General features: G+C 74.2%; 17 protein-coding genes. 9 read left to right on the forward strand and 8 right to left on the reverse strand.

Annotated features, from left to right (window positions below; translation table 11 throughout):
* Positions 1–62: 62 nt before the first annotated feature.
* Complete coding sequence (locus ACZ6O2_RS08750) at positions 63–1,154, forward strand: UDP-N-acetylmuramate dehydrogenase (protein WP_466022466.1); 1,092 nt, start codon at positions 63–65, stop codon at positions 1,152–1,154.
* Between the two features lie 25 nt (positions 1,155–1,179).
* On the opposite strand, the gene ACZ6O2_RS08755 is transcribed toward ACZ6O2_RS08750, so the two are convergent.
* Together ACZ6O2_RS08755 and ACZ6O2_RS08760 are read right to left on the reverse strand one after the other, a co-directional pair.
* Positions 1,180–1,977 carry a class I SAM-dependent methyltransferase gene (locus ACZ6O2_RS08755; RefSeq protein ID WP_466022467.1) on the reverse strand — a complete coding sequence of 266 codons (798 nt, stop codon included), beginning with the start codon at positions 1,975–1,977 and terminating at the stop codon, positions 1,180–1,182.
* 19 nt (positions 1,978–1,996) lie between these two features.
* A complete protein-coding gene (locus tag ACZ6O2_RS08760; RefSeq protein ID WP_350706993.1) occupies positions 1,997–2,761 on the reverse strand; it encodes an SDR family NAD(P)-dependent oxidoreductase in 765 nt (254 codons plus the stop codon).
* A 182-nt stretch (positions 2,762–2,943) separates the two neighbouring features.
* On the opposite strand from ACZ6O2_RS08760, the gene mshA reads away from it, so the two are divergent.
* The 3 genes from mshA to ACZ6O2_RS08775 all read left to right on the forward strand — a co-directional run bounded on the left by mshA (position 2,944) and on the right by ACZ6O2_RS08775 (position 6,032).
* Positions 2,944–4,299 (forward strand): D-inositol-3-phosphate glycosyltransferase, encoded by a 1,356-nt coding sequence (gene mshA / locus ACZ6O2_RS08765; protein ID WP_466022468.1) that lies wholly within the window; start codon positions 2,944–2,946, stop codon positions 4,297–4,299.
* Positions 4,300–4,372: 73 nt separating this feature from the next.
* Positions 4,373–4,951, forward strand: a complete 579-nt coding sequence (locus ACZ6O2_RS08770) for a type III secretion system chaperone family protein (RefSeq protein ID WP_350706996.1) — start codon at positions 4,373–4,375, stop codon at positions 4,949–4,951.
* 190 nt (positions 4,952–5,141) lie between these two features.
* Entirely contained in the window at positions 5,142–6,032 is an 891-nt protein-coding gene (locus tag ACZ6O2_RS08775) for a hypothetical protein (protein ID WP_466022511.1), read from the forward strand.
* 447 nt (positions 6,033–6,479) lie between these two features.
* On the opposite strand, the gene ACZ6O2_RS08780 is transcribed toward ACZ6O2_RS08775, so the two are convergent.
* Both ACZ6O2_RS08780 and ACZ6O2_RS08785 read right to left on the reverse strand, forming a co-directional pair.
* Positions 6,480–7,805 carry an MFS transporter gene (locus ACZ6O2_RS08780; protein ID WP_466022469.1) on the reverse strand — a complete coding sequence of 442 codons (1,326 nt, stop codon included), beginning with the start codon at positions 7,803–7,805 and terminating at the stop codon, positions 6,480–6,482.
* 120 nt (positions 7,806–7,925) lie between these two features.
* Complete coding sequence (locus ACZ6O2_RS08785) at positions 7,926–9,308, reverse strand: MDR family MFS transporter (protein ID WP_466022470.1); 1,383 nt, start codon at positions 9,306–9,308, stop codon at positions 7,926–7,928.
* A gap of 151 nt (positions 9,309–9,459) precedes the next feature.
* On the opposite strand from ACZ6O2_RS08785, the gene ACZ6O2_RS08790 reads away from it, so the two are divergent.
* Positions 9,460–10,227: a phosphoglyceromutase gene (locus ACZ6O2_RS08790; RefSeq protein ID WP_350707001.1), complete on the forward strand. Its 768-nt coding sequence runs from the start codon at positions 9,460–9,462 to the stop codon at positions 10,225–10,227.
* A gap of 50 nt (positions 10,228–10,277) precedes the next feature.
* Here the strand turns inward: ACZ6O2_RS08790 and phoU are convergent, their stop codons facing one another.
* A complete protein-coding gene (gene phoU, locus ACZ6O2_RS08795) occupies positions 10,278–10,934 on the reverse strand; it encodes a phosphate signaling complex protein PhoU (protein ID WP_466022471.1) in 657 nt (218 codons plus the stop codon).
* 198 nt (positions 10,935–11,132) lie between these two features.
* Here phoU and ACZ6O2_RS08800 point away from each other — a divergent pair, with 198 nt between their 5' ends.
* Positions 11,133–12,419 carry a sensor histidine kinase gene (locus ACZ6O2_RS08800; RefSeq protein ID WP_466022472.1) on the forward strand — a complete coding sequence of 429 codons (1,287 nt, stop codon included), beginning with the start codon at positions 11,133–11,135 and terminating at the stop codon, positions 12,417–12,419.
* A gap of 23 nt (positions 12,420–12,442) precedes the next feature.
* Positions 12,443–13,126 (forward strand): response regulator transcription factor, encoded by a 684-nt coding sequence (locus tag ACZ6O2_RS08805; protein WP_350707007.1) that lies wholly within the window; start codon positions 12,443–12,445, stop codon positions 13,124–13,126.
* Positions 13,127–13,190: 64 nt separating this feature from the next.
* Here ACZ6O2_RS08805 and ACZ6O2_RS08810 read toward each other — a convergent pair whose 3' ends face one another.
* Entirely contained in the window at positions 13,191–14,000 is an 810-nt protein-coding gene (locus ACZ6O2_RS08810) for a DUF3109 family protein (protein ID WP_350707009.1), read from the reverse strand.
* Between the two features lie 74 nt (positions 14,001–14,074).
* Here ACZ6O2_RS08810 and ACZ6O2_RS08815 point away from each other — a divergent pair, with 74 nt between their 5' ends.
* Both ACZ6O2_RS08815 and ACZ6O2_RS08820 read left to right on the forward strand, forming a co-directional pair.
* Positions 14,075–15,019, forward strand: coding sequence for a Ppx/GppA phosphatase family protein (locus ACZ6O2_RS08815; protein WP_466022473.1), 945 nt, complete (start codon positions 14,075–14,077; stop codon positions 15,017–15,019).
* A gap of 61 nt (positions 15,020–15,080) precedes the next feature.
* Complete coding sequence (locus tag ACZ6O2_RS08820) at positions 15,081–15,887, forward strand: sugar phosphate isomerase/epimerase family protein (protein ID WP_466022474.1); 807 nt, start codon at positions 15,081–15,083, stop codon at positions 15,885–15,887.
* A gap of 149 nt (positions 15,888–16,036) precedes the next feature.
* On the opposite strand, the gene ACZ6O2_RS08825 is transcribed toward ACZ6O2_RS08820, so the two are convergent.
* A complete protein-coding gene (locus tag ACZ6O2_RS08825) occupies positions 16,037–16,609 on the reverse strand; it encodes a CGNR zinc finger domain-containing protein (RefSeq protein WP_350707015.1) in 573 nt (190 codons plus the stop codon).
* Positions 16,610–16,628: 19 nt separating this feature from the next.
* The gene (locus ACZ6O2_RS08830) at positions 16,629–17,795 is read right to left on the reverse strand and encodes a glutathionylspermidine synthase family protein (protein ID WP_350707017.1); all 1,167 of its coding nucleotides are present in this window, start codon (positions 17,793–17,795) and stop codon (positions 16,629–16,631) included.
* Position 17,796 lies beyond the last annotated feature (1 nt).

The following is a 17,796-nucleotide window of genomic DNA, read 5'->3' on the forward strand; positions in this document are numbered from 1 at the left end:
TCCCGGGGGTGACCGGGCCACCAGTGGGCGCCGCGGCTACCCCTCAGCCTAGGGTGAAAGGCGTGTCTGACGTCTACGCCCAGCCGACAACCGGCACCGAACCCGCCGCTACGTGCGAACTGGCGCGATACACCACATTGCGCCTGGGTGGACCGGCCGGACGCGTCGTGGCCGGCACCGACGCGGACGAGATCGTCCGGGCGGTGCGGGAGGCGGGCGAACGGGACGAGCCCGTCCTGGTCCTCGCCGGCGGCAGCAACGTGGTGATCGGCGACGCCGGCTTCCCCGGCACCGTGGTCCTGGTCCGCTCCCGGGGCCTCCGGGTGGTCGACGAGGACGCCGCGACGGTCACCGTACGCGTCGAGGCCGGCGAGCCCTGGGACGACCTGGTCGCCGCCACCGTGGCCAACGGCTGGTCCGGCCTGGAGTGCCTCTCCGGCATCCCCGGCTCGACCGGCGCCACCCCGATCCAGAACGTCGGCGCGTACGGGCAGGAGGTCGCCGAGACCATCACCGGCGTGCGGGTCCACGACCGGGTCGACGGGACGGTCGGGCGGATCGCCGCCGCCGACTGCGGCTTCGCCTACCGCTCCAGCATCTTCAAGTACAGCGACCGCTGGGTGGTGCTGTCGGTCGACTTCCGGCTGGCCCGCTCGCCGCTGTCCGGCCCGGTGCGCTACGCCGAGCTGGCCCGGGCGCTCGGCGTGGAGGTGGGGGACCGGGTGCCGCTGGCCGACGCCCGGGCCACGGTGCTGCGGTTGCGCGCCGGCAAGGGCATGGTGCTCGACGCGGCCGACCCGGACACCCGGTCGGTCGGCTCGTTCTTCACCAACCCGGTGCTGGACCGCGTGGCGTACGAGCTGCTGCGCGAGCGCGCCGCGGAGCTGGGCGAGCCGCCGTCGTGGCCCTGCCCGGGGGACATGGTGAAGATCAGCGCGGCCTGGCTGATCGACAAGGCCGGCTTCGGCAAGGGCCATCCGGGCCCGGAGGGCACCGCCATCTCCGGCAAGCACACCCTCGCCCTGACCAACCGCGGCGGCACCGCCAGCACCGCCGCCCTGGTCGAGCTGGCCCGGGAGATCCGCGACGGCGTCCACCGCCGCTTCGGCGTCACCCTCCACCCCGAACCCGTCCTCGTCAACTGCACCATCTGATGCTCGCCCCCGGCGGCTGGAGAGGTCAGCTGGGGGAGACGGCGGGCCAGGGGAGGGTGAGTTCGCCGTGGCGCCAGCGGCGGGGGCCGTCGAGGACGGGCCAGCCCGCCCCGCGTACGGCGGACACCGCGTGGAGCCAGCGCTGGCGGGGGCCGAACGGGGCGTAGCCGGCGGCGGCGTGCCAGGCGTCGTCGAGCGCCCCGATCAGGTCGTGGATCCGCTCGCCGGGGACGTTGCGGTGGATGAGCGCCTTGGGCAGCCGTTCGGCCAGTTCCGCCGGGGTGCCCAGGGTGGTGAGCTTCGCGGCCAGGGTGAGCGTCTTCGGGCCGTCCGCGTCGAGCAGCACCCAGCCGCCGAGCCGGCCCAGCTCGTCGCAGGTGCCCTCCACCAGCAGCCCGCCCGGGGCCAGCGCGGCGGTCATCGTCCGCCAGGCGTCGGCCACCTCGCGCTCGTCGTACTGGCGCAGGACGTTGAACGCGCGGACCAGGGCGGGACGCAGCCCGGCCAGCTCGAACCCGCCCCGGGCGAACGTCAGCCGGGGCGGGTCGGCGGCGGGCTGGGCGGCGGCCACGCGGACGGGATCGATCTCCAGCCCGACCACCCGCACGTCGGCGCGGACCCCGGCGGCGAGCCGGGCGCGCAGCTCGACGGCGGTGACCGGGGTGGCGCCGTAGCCGAGGTCCACCACCAGCGGGTCGGCGGCGTCGCGCAGCGCCTCCCCGCAGGTCTCGACGATCCAGTTGTCCACCCGGCGGAGCCGGTTGGGGTTGGTCGTCCCCCGGGTCACCACGCCGAGCGGCCGGTGCCGCGCCGTGCCCGCCATCGTCGACCGCCGGCCCGGCTCAGCCGACCCGGTGCACCTTGTGCTGGGCGGCCTGCGCCAGCGGGCGCACCACGAGGCGGTCGACGTTGACGTGCTGCGGGCGGGTCGCGCACCAGGCGACGCAGTCGGCGACGTCCTCGGCCACCAGCGGCTCGGCGACCCCGGCGTAGACCGCCGCCGCCTTCTCGGCGTCCCCGCCGAAGCGCACCAGCCCGAACTCGTCGGTCTTCACCATGCCGGGGTCGATCTCCACCACCCGGACCGGGCGGCCGCACAACTCCAGGCGCAGGGTGCCGGCGACGGCCGTCTGCGCGTGCTTGGCGGCGGTGTAGCCGCCACCGCCCTCGTACACGGTGAAGCCGGCGGTCGAGGAGACGATCACGATGGTGCCGGCCCCGGACGCCTCCAGCGCGGGCAGCAACGCCTGGGTGACGCGCAGCGTGCCGAGCACGTTGACGTCGTACATCCACTGCCAGTCGCCGACCGACCCGGACTCGACCGGGTCCAGGCCGCGCGCGCCGCCGGCGTTGTTGACCAGCAGGGTGACCGGCCCCGGCGCAGCGGCCGCGGCCTCGGCGAGCCCGGCCACCGACTCGTCGGAGGTGACGTCGCAGGGCACGGCGGTGGCCGCGCCCCCCGCTGCCTCGATCTCCGCGATCAGTCCGGCCAACCGGTCGGTACGCCGCGCGGCGGCGAGCACGTGGAACCCCTCGGCGGCGAGCCGGCGGGCGGTGGCCGCGCCGATCCCGCTGGACGCTCCGGTGACGACGGCGACAGAGGTCATCCGGCCATTCTCACCCGGCCGGCCGCGCCGGGCGCCCTCGGCGCGGTGATGAGGTCCGTCACGCCCGGGGGTCGCCCCCGCGCATCAGCGGGGCGGGATCGGGAAGATGACATCCGGCGAGGACGTTGTCCGAAAAGCGCCGGGCGTGCGGGACGGCATAAACCGTGACAGAGGGAGCGGACGTGGCGGAAGTGCACACCGGTGTGGGTCGTCAGCGCGGTGCGCGTCCGTGGCCCCGCCCCCGGCGGATCGCCACGCTCTCGGTGCACACCTCGCCCCTGCACCAGCCGGGCACCGGCGACGCGGGCGGCATGAACGTCTACATCCTGGAGGTCGCGCGGCGGCTCGCCGAGGCGGACGTCGAGGTGGAGATCTTCACCCGGGCGACCTCCGGCGACCTGCCCCCGGTCGTCGAGACGGCCCCCGGCGTGCACGTCCGGCACGTCACCGCCGGCCCGCTCGAAGGGCTCACGAAGGAGGAGTTGCCGGGTCAGCTCTGCGCCTTCACCGCCGGCGTGCTGCGCGCCGAGGCGTCCCGCCCACCGGGCCACTACGACCTGATCCACTCCCACTACTGGCTCTCCGGCCAGGTCGGCTGGCTGGCCAAGGAGCGTTGGGGCGTGCCGCTGGTGCACACCGCGCACACCCTGGCGAAGGTCAAGAACGCCCAGCTCGCCGCCGGGGACCGGCCGGAACCCAAGGCCCGCGTCATCGGCGAGGAGCAGGTGGTCACCGAGGCCGACCGGCTCGTCGCGAACACCGCGGTCGAGGCCCGGGACCTGATCGACCGGTACGACGCGGACCCGACCCAGGTGGCAATCGTCGAGCCCGGCGTGGACCTGGACCGGTTCTGCCCCGCCCCAGAGGGGCACAAGCGCGCCGCCCGTCGCCGGCTCGGGCTGCCCGCCACCGGGTACGTGGTGGCCTTCGTCGGCCGCATCCAGCCGCTGAAGGCCCCGGACGTGCTCGTCCGCGCGGTGGCCGCGCTGCGCGAGCGCGACCCGGCGCTCGCCGACGAGGTGACCGTGGTGATCTGCGGCGGCCCCAGCGGCAGCGGCCTGGACCGGCCGACCGCCCTGATGGAGCTGGCCGCCTCGCTCGGCGTCGCCGACCGGGTGCGGTTCCTGCCGCCGCAGACGGGTGACGACCTGCCCGCCCTGTACCGGGCGGCCGACCTGGTGGCCGTGCCGTCGCACAACGAGTCCTTCGGGCTGGTGGCGCTGGAGGCCCAGGCCTGCGGCACGCCGGTGGTGGCCGCCGCCGTCGGCGGGCTGGTGACCGCGGTCCGGGACCAGGTCAGCGGCCTGCTCGTCGACGGCCACGACCCGGTCGACTGGGCCCGTACGCTCGGCCGCCTGCTGCCCGACCGGCTCCGCCGGGCCGAGCTGTCCCGGGGCGCGGCCCGGCACGCCCGCGCGTTCTCCTGGCAGCGGACGGCCTCGGGGCTGCTCGCCGTCTACGGCGAGGCGATCGCCGACCACCGGTCCCGGCTCGCCTCCGAGCTGGCCGGCGACGCGGCGATGTCCTGCTCCTGGTGACCGGCCCGGTCGCCGGTGGCGGGCCGTCCGCCGCCACCCCGTGCCGGCGCGTGGGCGGCCGTAGAGTGGGCCGATGAGCGCGAAGGACGATCTGGCGGCCCTGATCGAGGCGGTCTGCGACGAGCGGGAGCTGGCCTGGGAGTCGACCGGCCCGGGCTCGTACGCGGTGACGCTGCCGGGCACCCACAAGCTGAAGACGGTCTGCAACCTGATCGTCGGTGAACACGCGCTGCGGATCGAGGCGTTCGTGATGCGCCAGCCGGACGAGCGGCGCGAGGAGCTGTGGGCCTGGCTGCTGCGACGCAACGCCCGGATGTACGGGGTGTCCTTCTCCGTCGACGCGGTCGGCGACGTCTACCTGACCGGCCGGGTCAACCCGGCGGGGATCGACGCCGACGAGCTGGACCGGCTGCTCGGCGCGGTGCTGACGTACTCCGACGAGTCCTTCGACACGATGCTGGAGATCGGCTTCGGCAGCTCGATCCGCCGGGAGTGGGAGTGGCGGGTCAAGCGGGGCGAATCCACCGCGAACCTCGCGGCGTTCGCGCACCTCTTCGAGCCGTCCCCGGCCGCCGCCGGCGCGGGGGCCGCCGGCACCGGGGGCGGCGCTCCCGGTGCGGGTGCCCCGGCGGGAGGTTCGGACCGGTCCTGACGGGTATGCCGCACCGCGCGGCGCGGCACTGGGACCCGCCGCGCGCCGAGGACCAACTGTCGAGGAGCGTGAGCGTCCCATGGCTCAGCGGAACAGCTCAGGTCGCGGCGGGACTGCGACCAGGACGAAACGGCAGGCGGGCAACCAGACCCCGAACACGCCGGGGATCTCCGAGTCCGACATCTCGCGGATGAAGGTGGACGAGATCCGGGGGCAGTTGCGCCGGCGCGGGGTCTCCGGGATCTCCGCGCTGCGCAAGCCGGAACTGGTGAAGACGCTGGTGCGGACCCTGCGTGCGGAGCGCCCCGCGGGCGGCGCCGCCCGCCGCAGCACCGGGCCCGCCGGCCGCGCGACGGGGACCAAGGCATCGGCCGGCCGGGCCGCCGCCACGAAGAAGGCGGCTGCCGGACGGGCCGCGGGCAAGGCCGCCCCGAGCCGGGCGAAGGCCGCGAACAAGACCGCGCCGGCCAAGAAGGCCCCGGCCCGGAAGGCCGCCGCGAAGGCGGCCCCCGCCAAGAAGACGGCCCCTGCCAAGAAGGCGGCCCCCGCCAAGAAGGCGGCGGCGAAGAAGACCGCGCCCGCGAAGAAGGTCGCGCCGGCCCGGAAGACCACCACGGCGGCGGCCCGGAAGACCACGGCGGCGGGGAGGACCGCGCCGGCTCCGTCGCGTGCCGGCGCGGCGCGCGGCGGTACGGCGACGCAGGCCACCCCCGTCCGGACCGGCCGTGCCACCGGGCGGTCGGTACGTTCGTCGCAGGCGATCACCTCGACCGCCGACCGGCCCGAGCGCCCCGGCCGCAGTCTGGTCACCGCGAACCACGACGTGATCCGGCGCTGGGCGCGGGAGCGCGGCGCGAAGCCGGCGACGATCGCGGGCACCGAGCGGGAGGGCCGGGCCGGCGTGCTCACGTTCAACATCCCGGGCTACCGGGAGAGCAGCCGGATACGCGAGATCACCTGGGACGAGTGGTTCCGCACCTTCGACGATCGCAAGCTGAACCTGATCTACCAGGAGCAGCTCCGCGACGGCCGGCCCAGCAACTTCTTCCGTACGGAATCCCCGGATCGTGAGGACGCCTGACGTGTTTGGGGGAATGGCCGACGGGTATGCGCTGTTGGCGACGACGGAGGACCGAGACAGCGGCATCCGGGTGGGACACCGGGTGCTGTGACCGGCGAGACAGCCGATCCAGCTTGAATCGGGAATCCGGGCGAACTAACTTTATTGCACCGCGCCACGCTCGGAAACGTTCGGGGGAGCGGCGGATCGATCAGATCCGTGCACCGAGCGAGGCGCAGGGGACGGGTGGAACAACACCGTTGGGGGACGGTGGCCACCTGTTTGGACCGGCGGCGCGAGCGGGCGACGCCTACGGGGGTGGGTATCGCCCGCCGCCGCCGGTCATACCGTGCGAGCGCCCATCACGACCACAGGTCGTGATGGGCGCTCGGCTTTCCCGGGAGCGCCCGCCCGCCTATCGCCGGGTGCACGGCTGCCGGCCTTCCTGACCGCCGCCGGCCGTACGGGTCAGCGCGCCGGCGCGGGAGCCCGGGCGGGGGTCGCGGGCCGGAGGCGGGCCTCGGTGTGGGCGGCGCGGAGGGCGGCCACCCGGCGGTCGCGGGACGGGCCCGTCAGCAGATGGCAGCCGGCCGCCAGCAGCCCCAGCCCGCCGACGACGAGCCAGTGCCCGTCCCCGAGGTACTGCAGGCTCATCCCGCCGAGCGTGGGCGCCACGAACGACGCAGCCGGGAACGCCAGGTAGAACACCGACTGGTAGCGGGCGCGCAGCTCGGGCGGGGCGAGGTCGGCGTTGATCTGGGCGTTCGGCGGGGCGGCGAGCATCTGGCCGACCGTCCAGACCACCGCCGCGGCCAGGTACACCGCCAGGTCGTCGGCGACGGCGAGGACGGCGAAGCCGGCCGCCAGCAGCACGGTCGACACGGCCAGGACGTGGTGCTTGCGGTGCCGCTCGATCAGCCTCGGCACGAAGAGCTGCCCCACCACGATCAGCACCCCGCCGAGCGCCACCACCACGCCGTACGCCGACGGGCGCAGCCCGTCCGTCCGCATCGCCAGCGGCATGATCGTCGAGGTCTGCATGGTCAGCACTGCCAGCACGAAGGTCAGGCCCACGAAGGTGAGGAAGGTGCGGTCCGTCAGGGCCGTGTGCAGCCCGGGCGGGCGCGGACGCGTCCGCCGCCGTGCCGCCCGCTCCCGGTGGCCCGCCACCGCGGCGGCACCCGCGGCCCGGCCGACCCGCACCCGCGCAAGCGTTTCCGGGACCTTCCAGGCGATCACCAGGGCCGCGACCAGGGTGGCGGCGGCGTCGACCAGGAAGAGCGCGAGGAAGCTGGCCTCGGCGAGCAGGCCGGCCAGCAGCGAGGCCACCGCCATGCCGAGGTTGAACGCCCAGAACTGGAGGTTGAACGCGCGGGCGCGGCGCCGCTCGGGCACCACGTCGACGATCGCCGCGACGAAGGCGGGGCTGGGCATCGAGTGCGCCACCCCGACCAGGGCGGCGAGCGCAGCGATCACCACCAGGTGCCGACTGAAGGCCAGCGCGACCATGAGCCCAGCGGTGACCAGGTGGGCGGCGAGCAGGGTGGATCGGCGTCCCCACCGGTCGGCCAGCACCCCGCCGAGCAGCACGCCGCCCGCCCCGCCCAGCCCGTACGCCCCGACCACCGCGCCCGCCAGGGCCTCGCTCGCGCCGCGCGCGTCGGTCAGGTAGAGCGACAGGAAGAGCATCGCGAAGGCGCCGGCCCGGTTGATCAGCAGGCCGGCCCAGAGGTACCAGAAGGTGGCGGGGAGGCCGCCCGTGGTGTCGTCCAGCCAGCGACGCAGGGCCCGCACCCGTCCCTCCAGACAGTTGTGTTTGTTAACAGTTCAGGCTCGACCGTAGGAAGCCAATGTCCGGCGCGCCAGCGTGTCGCTGATCACCACACTCCCGGGTCGGGCCCACCCATGCTCGACTCACCGCACGCCGGTCGACTCGGCTGCCCGCCGCGGGCCGGTGGGCGGGCCGGCGTCGACGCCGGGCGCCAGCGGCTCGGCGGGCGCGGTGGCCGCCGCCTCGGCCGCCTCCGGCGCGGGCGGTCGGACCGCCACCACCGGCACGACGGTCTCGGTGGCCCCGCGCAGGGCGACGGCCCGCCGCTCCCGGGCCGGGCCGGAGACCAGGTGGGCGATCGCCATCAGCCCGCCGATCAACGCGCAGCCGAGCCAGAGCTGGCCGTTGCCGGCCTGCTCACGGACCAGGCCGCCGAGGACCGGCGCGACGGCGCCGGCGACCTGCCAGGAGAGCGAGAACACACCCTGGTAGCGGCCGCGCAACTCGGCGGGGGAGAGCTCGGCGATCAGGGTGGCGTTGGACGGCGAGTTGAGCATCTCGCCGACGGTCCAGATCAGCACGGTCAGGCCGTAGAACCAGGCCGCGTCCGCGAACGCGGTGAGACCGAACCCGACGCCCATCACCACGGAGGCGAGGGCTAGCACGTGCGACCGGCTCCGGCCCTTGATCAGCCGGGGTACGAAGAGCTGGCCGACCACGATCAGCACCCCGTTGAGCGCGATCACCGAGCCGTACGTGGCGGGGCTCAGGCCGGAGTCGCCCATCGCGATCGGCAGCATCGAGATGTGCTGGAGGAAGACCAGCGCGCCGAACAGGTTGAGCGCCACGAAGCCCAGGTAGACGCGGTCGGTCAGGATGGTGCGCAGCGCCCCGGCCGGCGCCCCGGGGCCCTTGTGGCGGGCGCCGACGGCGGGGGCCCGCCGGGTCTCGCCGACCTTGGCGAAGATGATCAGCGCGGTGATCACGGTGGTGGTCGCGTCGACCACGAAGAGCAGCAGGTAGCCGGCCTCGGCGGCGAGGCCGGCGAGGACCGCGGCGCAGGCGAAGCCGAGGTTGATCGCCCAGTAGTTCAGCGAGAAGGCGCGCAGCCGGTCCTTCTCCGGCACCACGTCGATCATCATCGCGCCGAACGCCGGGCGGGCCGCCTCGGCGAACATGCCGAGCAGCAGCGCGCCGAGCGCCACCGCCCAGAGTTCCCGGGCGAAGCCGAGCGCGAGCATCATGGTGGCCGCGCCGAGGTGCGCGGTGAGCAGGGTCGGCCGGCGGCCCCAGCGGTCGGTCAGGGTGCCGCCGACGGTGGTGCCGACCGCGCCGCCGACACCCCACAGGCCGATCACGAGACCCGCCTGCGACGCGGAGAAGTCGCGCTCCTGGGTGAGGTAGATGGCGAGGAAGACCAGGACGAACGAGCCGAGCCGGTTGATCAGCGTGCCGGCCCAGAGGTACCAGAAGGTGACCGGCAGGCCACCTGTCGTGTCCTGGAACCAACCCCGCATCGTCCGCACGTCGGCGCCCCCGCTCGCGTAATGACCGTCCTGATTGTTGCGCCTTACAACCTAGTGGCGGGCCGGTTTTCCGGTCATCGTCTTTTCCACGTGGTGGTCGTCACGACCACTGCCCGCGTGTCCCCGCGCCGGGTGCGGCAGGATGATCCGCATGACTGCGAGCGAGGGGCCCACCGTCGGGACGCTGGTCCTGCTGCGGCACGGCGAGAGCGACTGGAACGCCAAGAACCTCTTCACCGGCTGGGTCGACGTCGACCTGACGGAGAAGGGCGAGAACGAGGCGCGCCGCGGCGGCGAGCTGCTGCGCGAGCACAGCCTGCTGCCGGACGTGGTGCACACCAGCGTCATGCGCCGCGCGATCCGCACCGCCGAGCTGGCGCTCAACGCGGCCGACCGGCACTGGATCGCCGTGCGGCGGTCGTGGCGGCTCAACGAGCGGCACTACGGCGCGCTGCAGGGCAAGAACAAGAAGCAGACCCTGGAGGAGTACGGCGAGGAGCAGTTCATGCTCTGGCGCCGCTCGTACGACACGCCGCCGCCGCCGATCGCGGACGACGACGAGTTCTCGCAGGTGGGCGACCCGCGCTACGCGCTGCTGCCCAGCGAGCTGATGCCGCGCACCGAGTGCCTCAAGGACGTCGTCGAGCGGATGCTGCCCTACTGGTACGACTCGATCGTGCCGGACATCCTGGCCGGTCGGACGGTGCTGGTGGCCGCGCACGGCAACTCGCTGCGCGCCCTGGTCAAGCACCTGGACCAGATCTCCGACGAGGCGATCGCCAAGCTCAACATCCCGACCGGGATCCCGCTGCGCTACGACCTCGACCCGCAGCTGCGCCCGCTGACGCTGGGCGGCACCTACCTCGACCCGACCGCCGCCAAGGCGGCCGCCGCCGCCGTGGCCAACCAGGGTCGCTGACCGGCACGACGACGGCCCCCGGGTGCCCCGGGGGCCGTCGTCCGTCCGCCTCAGGCCGCCGAGGGAGGCGGGGTCTGCCCGGTGATCAGGTAGACCACGTGCTCGCCGGAGTTGACGGCGTGGTCGGCGAAGCGCTCGTAGAAGCGGCCGAGCAGGGTGGCGTCGATCGCGGTCTCCACGCCGTACGGCCAGTCCTCGCCGAGCAGCACCCCGAACAGGCTCCGGTGCAGGTCGTCCATGGTGTCGTCGTCGCGGTCCAGTTCGGCGGCGAGGTCGGCGTCGGGCTTGGCGAGCACCGAGCCGATCTTGACGGCCATCCGGTCGGCGGTGGCGGCCATGTCGGTGAAGATCGGCCGCAGCTCGGCCGGCACGGCCGGCGACGGGTGCCGGCGCAGGGCCGTCTTGGCGACGTGGTCGGCCAGGTCGCCCATCCGCTCCAGGTCGGCCGCGACGTGCAGCGCGGTGATCATCGCGCGCAGGTCGGAGGCGACCGGCGCCTGCCGGGCGAGCAGGTCGCAGACCCGCTCCTCGACGTGCCGGTAGAGGTCGTCGATCTCGGCGTCCCGCTCGATCACCGTCTCGGCCGCCCGGCGGTCCGCGGTGAGCAGGGCGCGGGTGGCCTGCCGCATCGCGGCCCGGACCCCCTCCGCCATGTCCACCAGCAGTTGGCTGACGATCTGCAGGTCAGCCCGGAACTCGTCGCGCATTGTCACGTCCTGTGGTCGGTGGTCGCCGCCGGAGGGCGGCGAGGGAGCAGGTGCGCCGCCCACGGTAGGTCGGACGGACGGACCGCAGATGAACCACGGTGAACGACGCCGGACGCGGGAGTGAACTTTCCCGGAAGTGAGCGTGATTCGCCCCATTTGTATTGGTTGCCAGGTTAACAATCGCCCTACGATCGCCGGGTGGAGTGGGCGGTGACGGTCGCGTTGGCCGTGGGGCTGGTGGCCGGACTGGTCGCCGGGGTGCTGCTGCCCCGGTTCGTGCCGGGGCCGGGCGGGCGCTCCACCTCGACGGGGAGCCGGCCGGGCTTCCCCCTCACGCGTGGGAGGCTCCCGATAGCCGAGGATCCGCAGTCCGGGCTCGGCCGCCGGACCATCGACTCGCTCCGCGCCGGCGTGGTGGTGCTCGACCCCGACGACCTGCCCGTCCTGGTCAACCCCGCCGCCCGCGCGATGGGGCTGCTCCGCACCGGCCCGACCCCCGGCTCGATCGCCGCCCACCCCCTGATCCGTACGCTCGCCGGGCAGGTCCGGCGCACCGGCGTGCGGCGCGAGATCGAGCTGGACCTGCCGCGCGGTCGCGACAACACCGGGGTGAACCCGCTCGGGGTGCACCTGCGGGCGATGGGACTCGGCGCGGGCTACATCGCGGTGGAGGCGGCGGACGTCACCGAGTCGCACCGGCTGGCCCGGGTGCGCCGGGACTTCGTGGCCAACGTCAGCCACGAGCTGAAGACCCCCATCGGCGCCCTGCAACTCCTCGCCGAGGCGCTGCTCGACGCCACCGAGCCGGCCGGCGCGGGCGCGCCCGACCTCTCCGAGGACCTGGTCGCCGCCCGGCGCTTCGCCGAGCGGATCCAGCACGAGTCGACCCGGCTGGGCCGCCTGGTGCAGGAGCTGCTGGAGCTGACCCGGCTCCAGGGCGCCGAGGCGCAGCCGCCCCCGGAGCCGGTCGCCGTCGACTGGGTGGTCGCCGAGGTGGTCGACCGGACCCGCACCTCCGCCGCCGCCCGCCGTATCGACGTGGTCGTCGAGGGGGAACGGGGGCTCACGGTCCACGGCAGCGACACCCAGCTCGCCACGGCGGTGTCGAACCTGGTCGAGAACGCCATCAACTACTCGGCCGAGGACACGACCGTCCGGATCACCGCCCGCGCCGACGACGAACACGTGGAGATCGCCGTCGCCGACCAGGGCATCGGCATCGCCCCGACCGACGTCGACCGGATCTTCGAGCGCTTCTACCGGGCCGACCAGGCGCGGTCCCGGTCGACCGGCGGCACCGGGCTGGGGCTGGCCATCGTCAAACACATCGTCGGCAACCATGGCGGGCGGGTCGAGGTGTCGAGCACTCTTGGTGGTGGGTCGACGTTCACCCTGCGGCTGCCCGCCCGTCCCCCCGACGAGATCCTGGCGACACTGCCGTCTGCTGGGATCGAGGCCGGCCCGGCCGAGCTCCGGCAGGTCTGACAGCAATGGAAAGGAAATCCCCGTTGAGCCGCGTTCTGGTGGTCGAGGACGAGGAGTCGTTCTCCGACGCCCTGTCGTACATGCTCCGCAAGGAGGGCTTCGAGGTGTCCGTCGCCGCGACGGGCCCCTCCGCCCTCACCGAGTTCGACCGGACCGGCGCCGACATCGTGCTGCTCGACCTGATGCTGCCCGAGATGTCCGGCACCGAGGTGTGCCGGCAGCTCCGACAGCGCTCGCACGTGCCGATCATCATGGTCACCGCGCGGGACAGCGAGATCGACAAGGTGGTCGGCCTGGAGATCGGCGCCGACGACTACGTGACGAAGCCGTACTCGCCGCGGGAGCTGGTCGCCCGGATCCGGGCGGTGCTGCGCCGGCAGAGCTCCGAGGTCGCCGAGTCGGGCGCGCCGACGCTGGCCGCCGGCCCGGTCCGGATGGACATCGAGCGGCACGTGGTGACCGTCGACGGCGCCCCGGTGCAGCTTCCGCTCAAGGAGTTCGAGCTGCTGGAGCTGCTGCTGCGCAACGCCGGCCGGGTGCTGACCCGGGGGCAGCTCATCGACCGGGTCTGGGGGGCCGACTACGTCGGCGACACCAAGACCCTCGACGTGCACGTCAAGCGGCTGCGTTCCAAGATCGAGCCGGAGCCGTCCGCGCCGCGCTTCATCGTCACCGTGCGGGGCCTGGGCTACAAGTTCGAGCCCTGATCGGCGTACGCGCGAAAGGGGCCCGCGCCGGCGCGGGCCCCTTTCGCGCGTGCTGCGGTGGCGGTCAGGCGCCGTCGGCCGGGTGCGGGGCGACCATGCCCTGCCGGCTGCGCGCCCCGCACAGCTCGGCCAGCTTCGCGTACGCGGGCGCGCCGATCAGCGCGGTCAGCTCCGGGCCGTACGAGACGTACATCGGCTCGGCGCCGACGTGCGCGTCGGTGGAGGAGGTGCACCACCAGTCCAGGTCGTGCCCGCCGGCGCCCCACCCCCGCCGGTCGAACTCGGACAGCGTGGAGACCAGCACCTTGGTGTTGTCCGGCCGCTTGACCCACTCCTGGTCGCGGCGGATCGGCAGCTGCCAGCAGACGTCCGGCTTGTATTCCAGCGGGTGCACCCCGTCGCGCAGCGCCTGGGCGTGCAGCGCGCAGCCGGCGCCGCCCGGGAAGTCGGCGTCGTTGAGGAAGACGCACGGACCGTCCTCCGCCTGGGTGGCGGTGCGGCGGGCCGGGTTCTTGCCGTCGATCGTGTCGTTCTCGGTCCAGTTCTTGAACCCGCGACGGAAGTGCTGCCACGTCGCCGGGCTCAGCCGCTTCACCGCGGCCCGGACCCGCTGCTCGTCGTCGGAGTCGGTGAAGAACGCGCCGTGCGAGCAGCAGCCGTCGGCGGCCCGGCCGGCGACGATGCCGTGGCAGCCCCGGCCGAAGACGCACGTCCAGCGGGAGAGCAGCCAGGTCAGGTCGGCCCGGACCAGGTGGTTCTCGTCCGCCGGGTCGGCGAACTCGATCCACTCCCGCGGGAAGTCCAGCGGCACCTCGCGGCTGCGGGGGTCGTCCGGGTCGTCGACCAGCACACGGAGTTCGATCTGCCCTGTCACCCGGCCCAGCGTACGCGGGGAGCACGGCCCGGTCCGCCGAGCCGCGCAAACCGGTTGCCCCTAGGGTCGTCAACATGCGACTGGGTGTCCTCGACGTCGGTTCCAACACGGTGCACCTGCTGGTGGTCGACGCCCACCACGGCGCGCACCCCTGGCCGGCGCACTCCGAGAAGGTGGTGCTGCGGCTGGCCGAGCAGATCGGCCCGGACGGCGCGCTCACCGAGACGGGCGCGGACGGCCTGGTCAAGGCGGTCAGCATGGCCAGGGCGGCCGCCGACGGGCTGGACGCCGACGACCTGATCGCGTTCGCCACCTCCGCCGTGCGGGACGCCACCAACGCCCCCGAGGTGCTCGCCCGGGTCCGCGAGGAGGCCGGCGTACGCCTGGAGGTGCTCCCGGGCGCGGACGAGGCGCGGCTGACCTTCCTCGCGGTGCGGCGCTGGTTCGGCTGGTCGGCGGGGCGGCTGCTGGTGCTGGACATCGGCGGCGGCTCGCTGGAGATCGCGGCCGGCATCGACGAGGACCCGGACGAGGCGGTGTCGCTGCCGCTCGGCGCCGGCCGGCTGACCCGGGACCGGCTCCGGGTGGCACCGGACAGCGCGGCGCCGCCGCCGGCCGAGGCGGTCGACGAGCTGCGGGCGTACGCCGACGGCCTGCTGGAGCCCGTCGTCGCGCGGATGACCGCGGTGGGCTGGGAACGCCCCGTGGCCACCTCGAAGACGTTCCGGACCCTGGCCCGGCTGGCCGGTGCGGCCCCCTCCGGCGCGGGCCTGTGGGCCCCCCGCCGGCTCACCCGCCGCGGGCTGCGGCAGGTGCTCGGGTTCATCCGGCACATCCCGCCGGCCCAGCTCGCCGAGCTGGAGGGGGTCAGCGCGGGCCGGGCCCACCAGTTGCTCGCCGGGGCGGTGGTCGCCGAGGCGGCGATGCGCCGGCTGGACGTGGAGGCGCTGGACATCTGCCCGTGGGCGTTGCGCGAGGGCGTGATCCTGCGCCGGCTCGACCAGCTCGGTTCCGGGTGATACGGGCGCTTTGCGGGTTCTCGTCATGAGGTGTCAATCGACCCCGGCTACCCTCGATGGTGTGACTTCCCGCGTCCCCGTGCTCCTGTCCAGTTCCTCGGTCTTCCCTGAGCGGACCGCGGCGGCGTTCCAGCTGGCCGCGGCGCTCGGCTACGACGGCGTCGAGGTGATGGTCTGGACGGACGCCGTCAGCCAGGACGTCGGCGCGCTGCGCGGGCTCGCCGAGCACTACGGCGTCCCGGTGCTCTCCGTCCACGCGCCCTGCCTGCTGGTCACCCAGCGGGTGTGGAGCCCGGACCCGTGGGAGCGGCTGCGCCGGTCCGCGGAGATGGCGGCGACGCTCGGCGCGCCCACCGTGGTGGTCCACCCGCCGTTCACCTGGCAGCGCGACTACGCGCGCAACTTCGCCGACGGGCTGGCCAGGATCGCCGGCGAATTCCCGGAGCTGCGCCTCCCGGTGGAGAACATGTACCCGGTCCGGATGGCCGGCCGGCAGTTCGTCCCGTACGTCCCGGGCTGGGACCCGACCGAGACCGGCTACGCCTCCTACACGCTCGACCTGTCGCACTGCGCCGCCTCGCACACCGACTCGATGGCGATGGCCGACCGGATGGGCGCCGGCCTGGCGCACGTGCACCTCGGCGACGGCACCGGCGAGGGGCGCGACGAGCACCTCGTGCCCGGGCGCGGCAACCAGCCCTGCGCCGAGCTGCTCTCCTCGCTCGCCGGGCGGGGGTTCACCGGCTCGGTCGCCGTGGAGGTCACCACCCGGGGCGCGAAGAGCCGCGCGGTGCGGGAGGCCGACCTGCGCGAGGCGCTGGAGTTCGCCCGCCAGCACCTCGGCACCCCGTCCCCCGTCGACGCCTGACACGCCGACCCTCGACGCGGCACCCGAACCACGCGGGTCGGGCGGGGCCGCGGCGGGAGACCGGGCGCGGCGGGCCGCGCCGTGAGCCGGTCGAGGGCGCCGGTCGACGGCCGGCCCGGCCCGGGCCGGTGGCCGACCCGGGCCGGGCGTCAGGCGACCGTGGTGAGGGATTCCTTGCTGGCGGCGCCGGCCTGCTCGCCCACCGCGGCGCGCTTGCGGGCCCGGTGCGCGGCCACGTGCGAGCGGGTGGCGCAGCGCTCCGAGCAGAACCGCCGGCAGCAGTTGGACGAGGTGTCCAGGTAGACGTTGCCGCAGCGTTCGTCGGCGCAGACCCCGAACCGGGCGCTGCCGTACTCGCAGAGCCAGACCGAGAGGCCCCAGACCGCGCCCGCCAGGTATTCGGCGCTCACCGAGGCGCCCCGGCTGGTCACGTGCATGTGCCAGTCGCTGGAGTCGTGCCCGGAGATGCGGGGCTGCACCGGGAACGCCTCCAGCAGGGCGTTGAGCTCGGCCACCGCCTGGGCGTCCCGCCCGGAGGTGCCGTACTCGAAGACGTCGCGCAGGCGCTTCTGCGCCCGCCGGAAGGTCGCGAGGTCCCGCTCCGCCACCTCGTCACGCATCCACGCGTTGTCGTCGGGGAAGAGGGCCCGCAGGTCGTCGAGGTCGTCCAGGCGGGCGTTGACGAGGTCAACGCCGGTCCGGGCGTACGCGTCGAAGTTCACGCCCCCAACGGTAGACGACTCAGGAGCCGCGTGGTGCGTCGATGTAGTGCGGCAGGAACCGCGCGTAGCCGTCGGTGATGAGGCTCGCGCTCTCCCGCACCCCCGCACCGGCCGACTCGCCGTCGACCACCCAGCTGCCCAGCACCATCCGGTTGCCCTCGAACTCCGGCAGCGCGCGGAACTCCTGGTAGCAGAATCCCTCGTCGCCGTAGATCCCCGGATTGGTGATCTCCCCGGCGCCGGTGACGATCCGCACCGAGCCGCCCTCCCGGCCGAGCAGCGGCTTGGCGACGTACTCGGGCATGCCGCGCGGCGAGTCGAGGTACGCCGGCAGCAGCAGCTCGTGGCCGGGGTACAGCTCCCAGAGCACGGCGAGCAGCGCCTTGTTCGACAGGAGCAGCTTCCACGCCGGCTCGATCCAGGTGGTCGGGGTGCCCGGCCGCAGCGCCAGCGACCCGTACGGCTCGGCGAGCATCCACTCCCAGGGGTAGAGCTTGAAGCAGGTGGTGACCGGCTGGTCCGCCGCGTCGACGAAGCGCCGGCCGTCCCAGCCGATCTCCTGGACGGGCTGGAACACGACGTCCAGCCCGGCCTGCCGGGCGGTCTCGGCGAGGTAGCCGGCGGTCATCTGGTCCTCGCCGGACTCCTCCTCGTTCGACCAGACCACGTGCACCCGCCGGTCGTGCAGGCCGGCGCCGATCTTCGCCCAAGCGCCGACGAGGCGCTCGTGCAGGCTGTTCCACTGGTCCAGCTCCGGCCGGGTGTGCTCCAGCCAGTACCACTGGACGATGCTCGCCTCGACCAGGGCGGTCGGGGTGTCGGCGTTGTACTCCAGCAGCTTCGGGGGCCAGCTGCCGTCGTACCAGAGGTCGAAGCGCCCGTAGAGGGTCGGCGGCGACTCGCGCAGCGACCGGGCCACGGCCTCGGCCGCCCAGTCCGGGATGCCGAACTCGGCGTGGCGGCGGCGCGCGACGACGTGTTCGGCGGCGGCCACCGACATCCGGTGCAGCTCCTCCGTCGCCTCCTCCAGCCGCAGCACCTCGTCCAGCTCGAAGGCGTACGCGGCGGTCTCGTCCCAGTACGACATGATCCCGCCGTCGGGCAGCTCCGTGTCGACGTACACCAGGCCCTGCGAGCGGATGGTCGCGTCCCAGCCGGGGCGGGGGGTGACGGACTCCCGGCGCACG

The organism is Micromonospora sp. NPDC048040 (assembly GCF_055587185.1).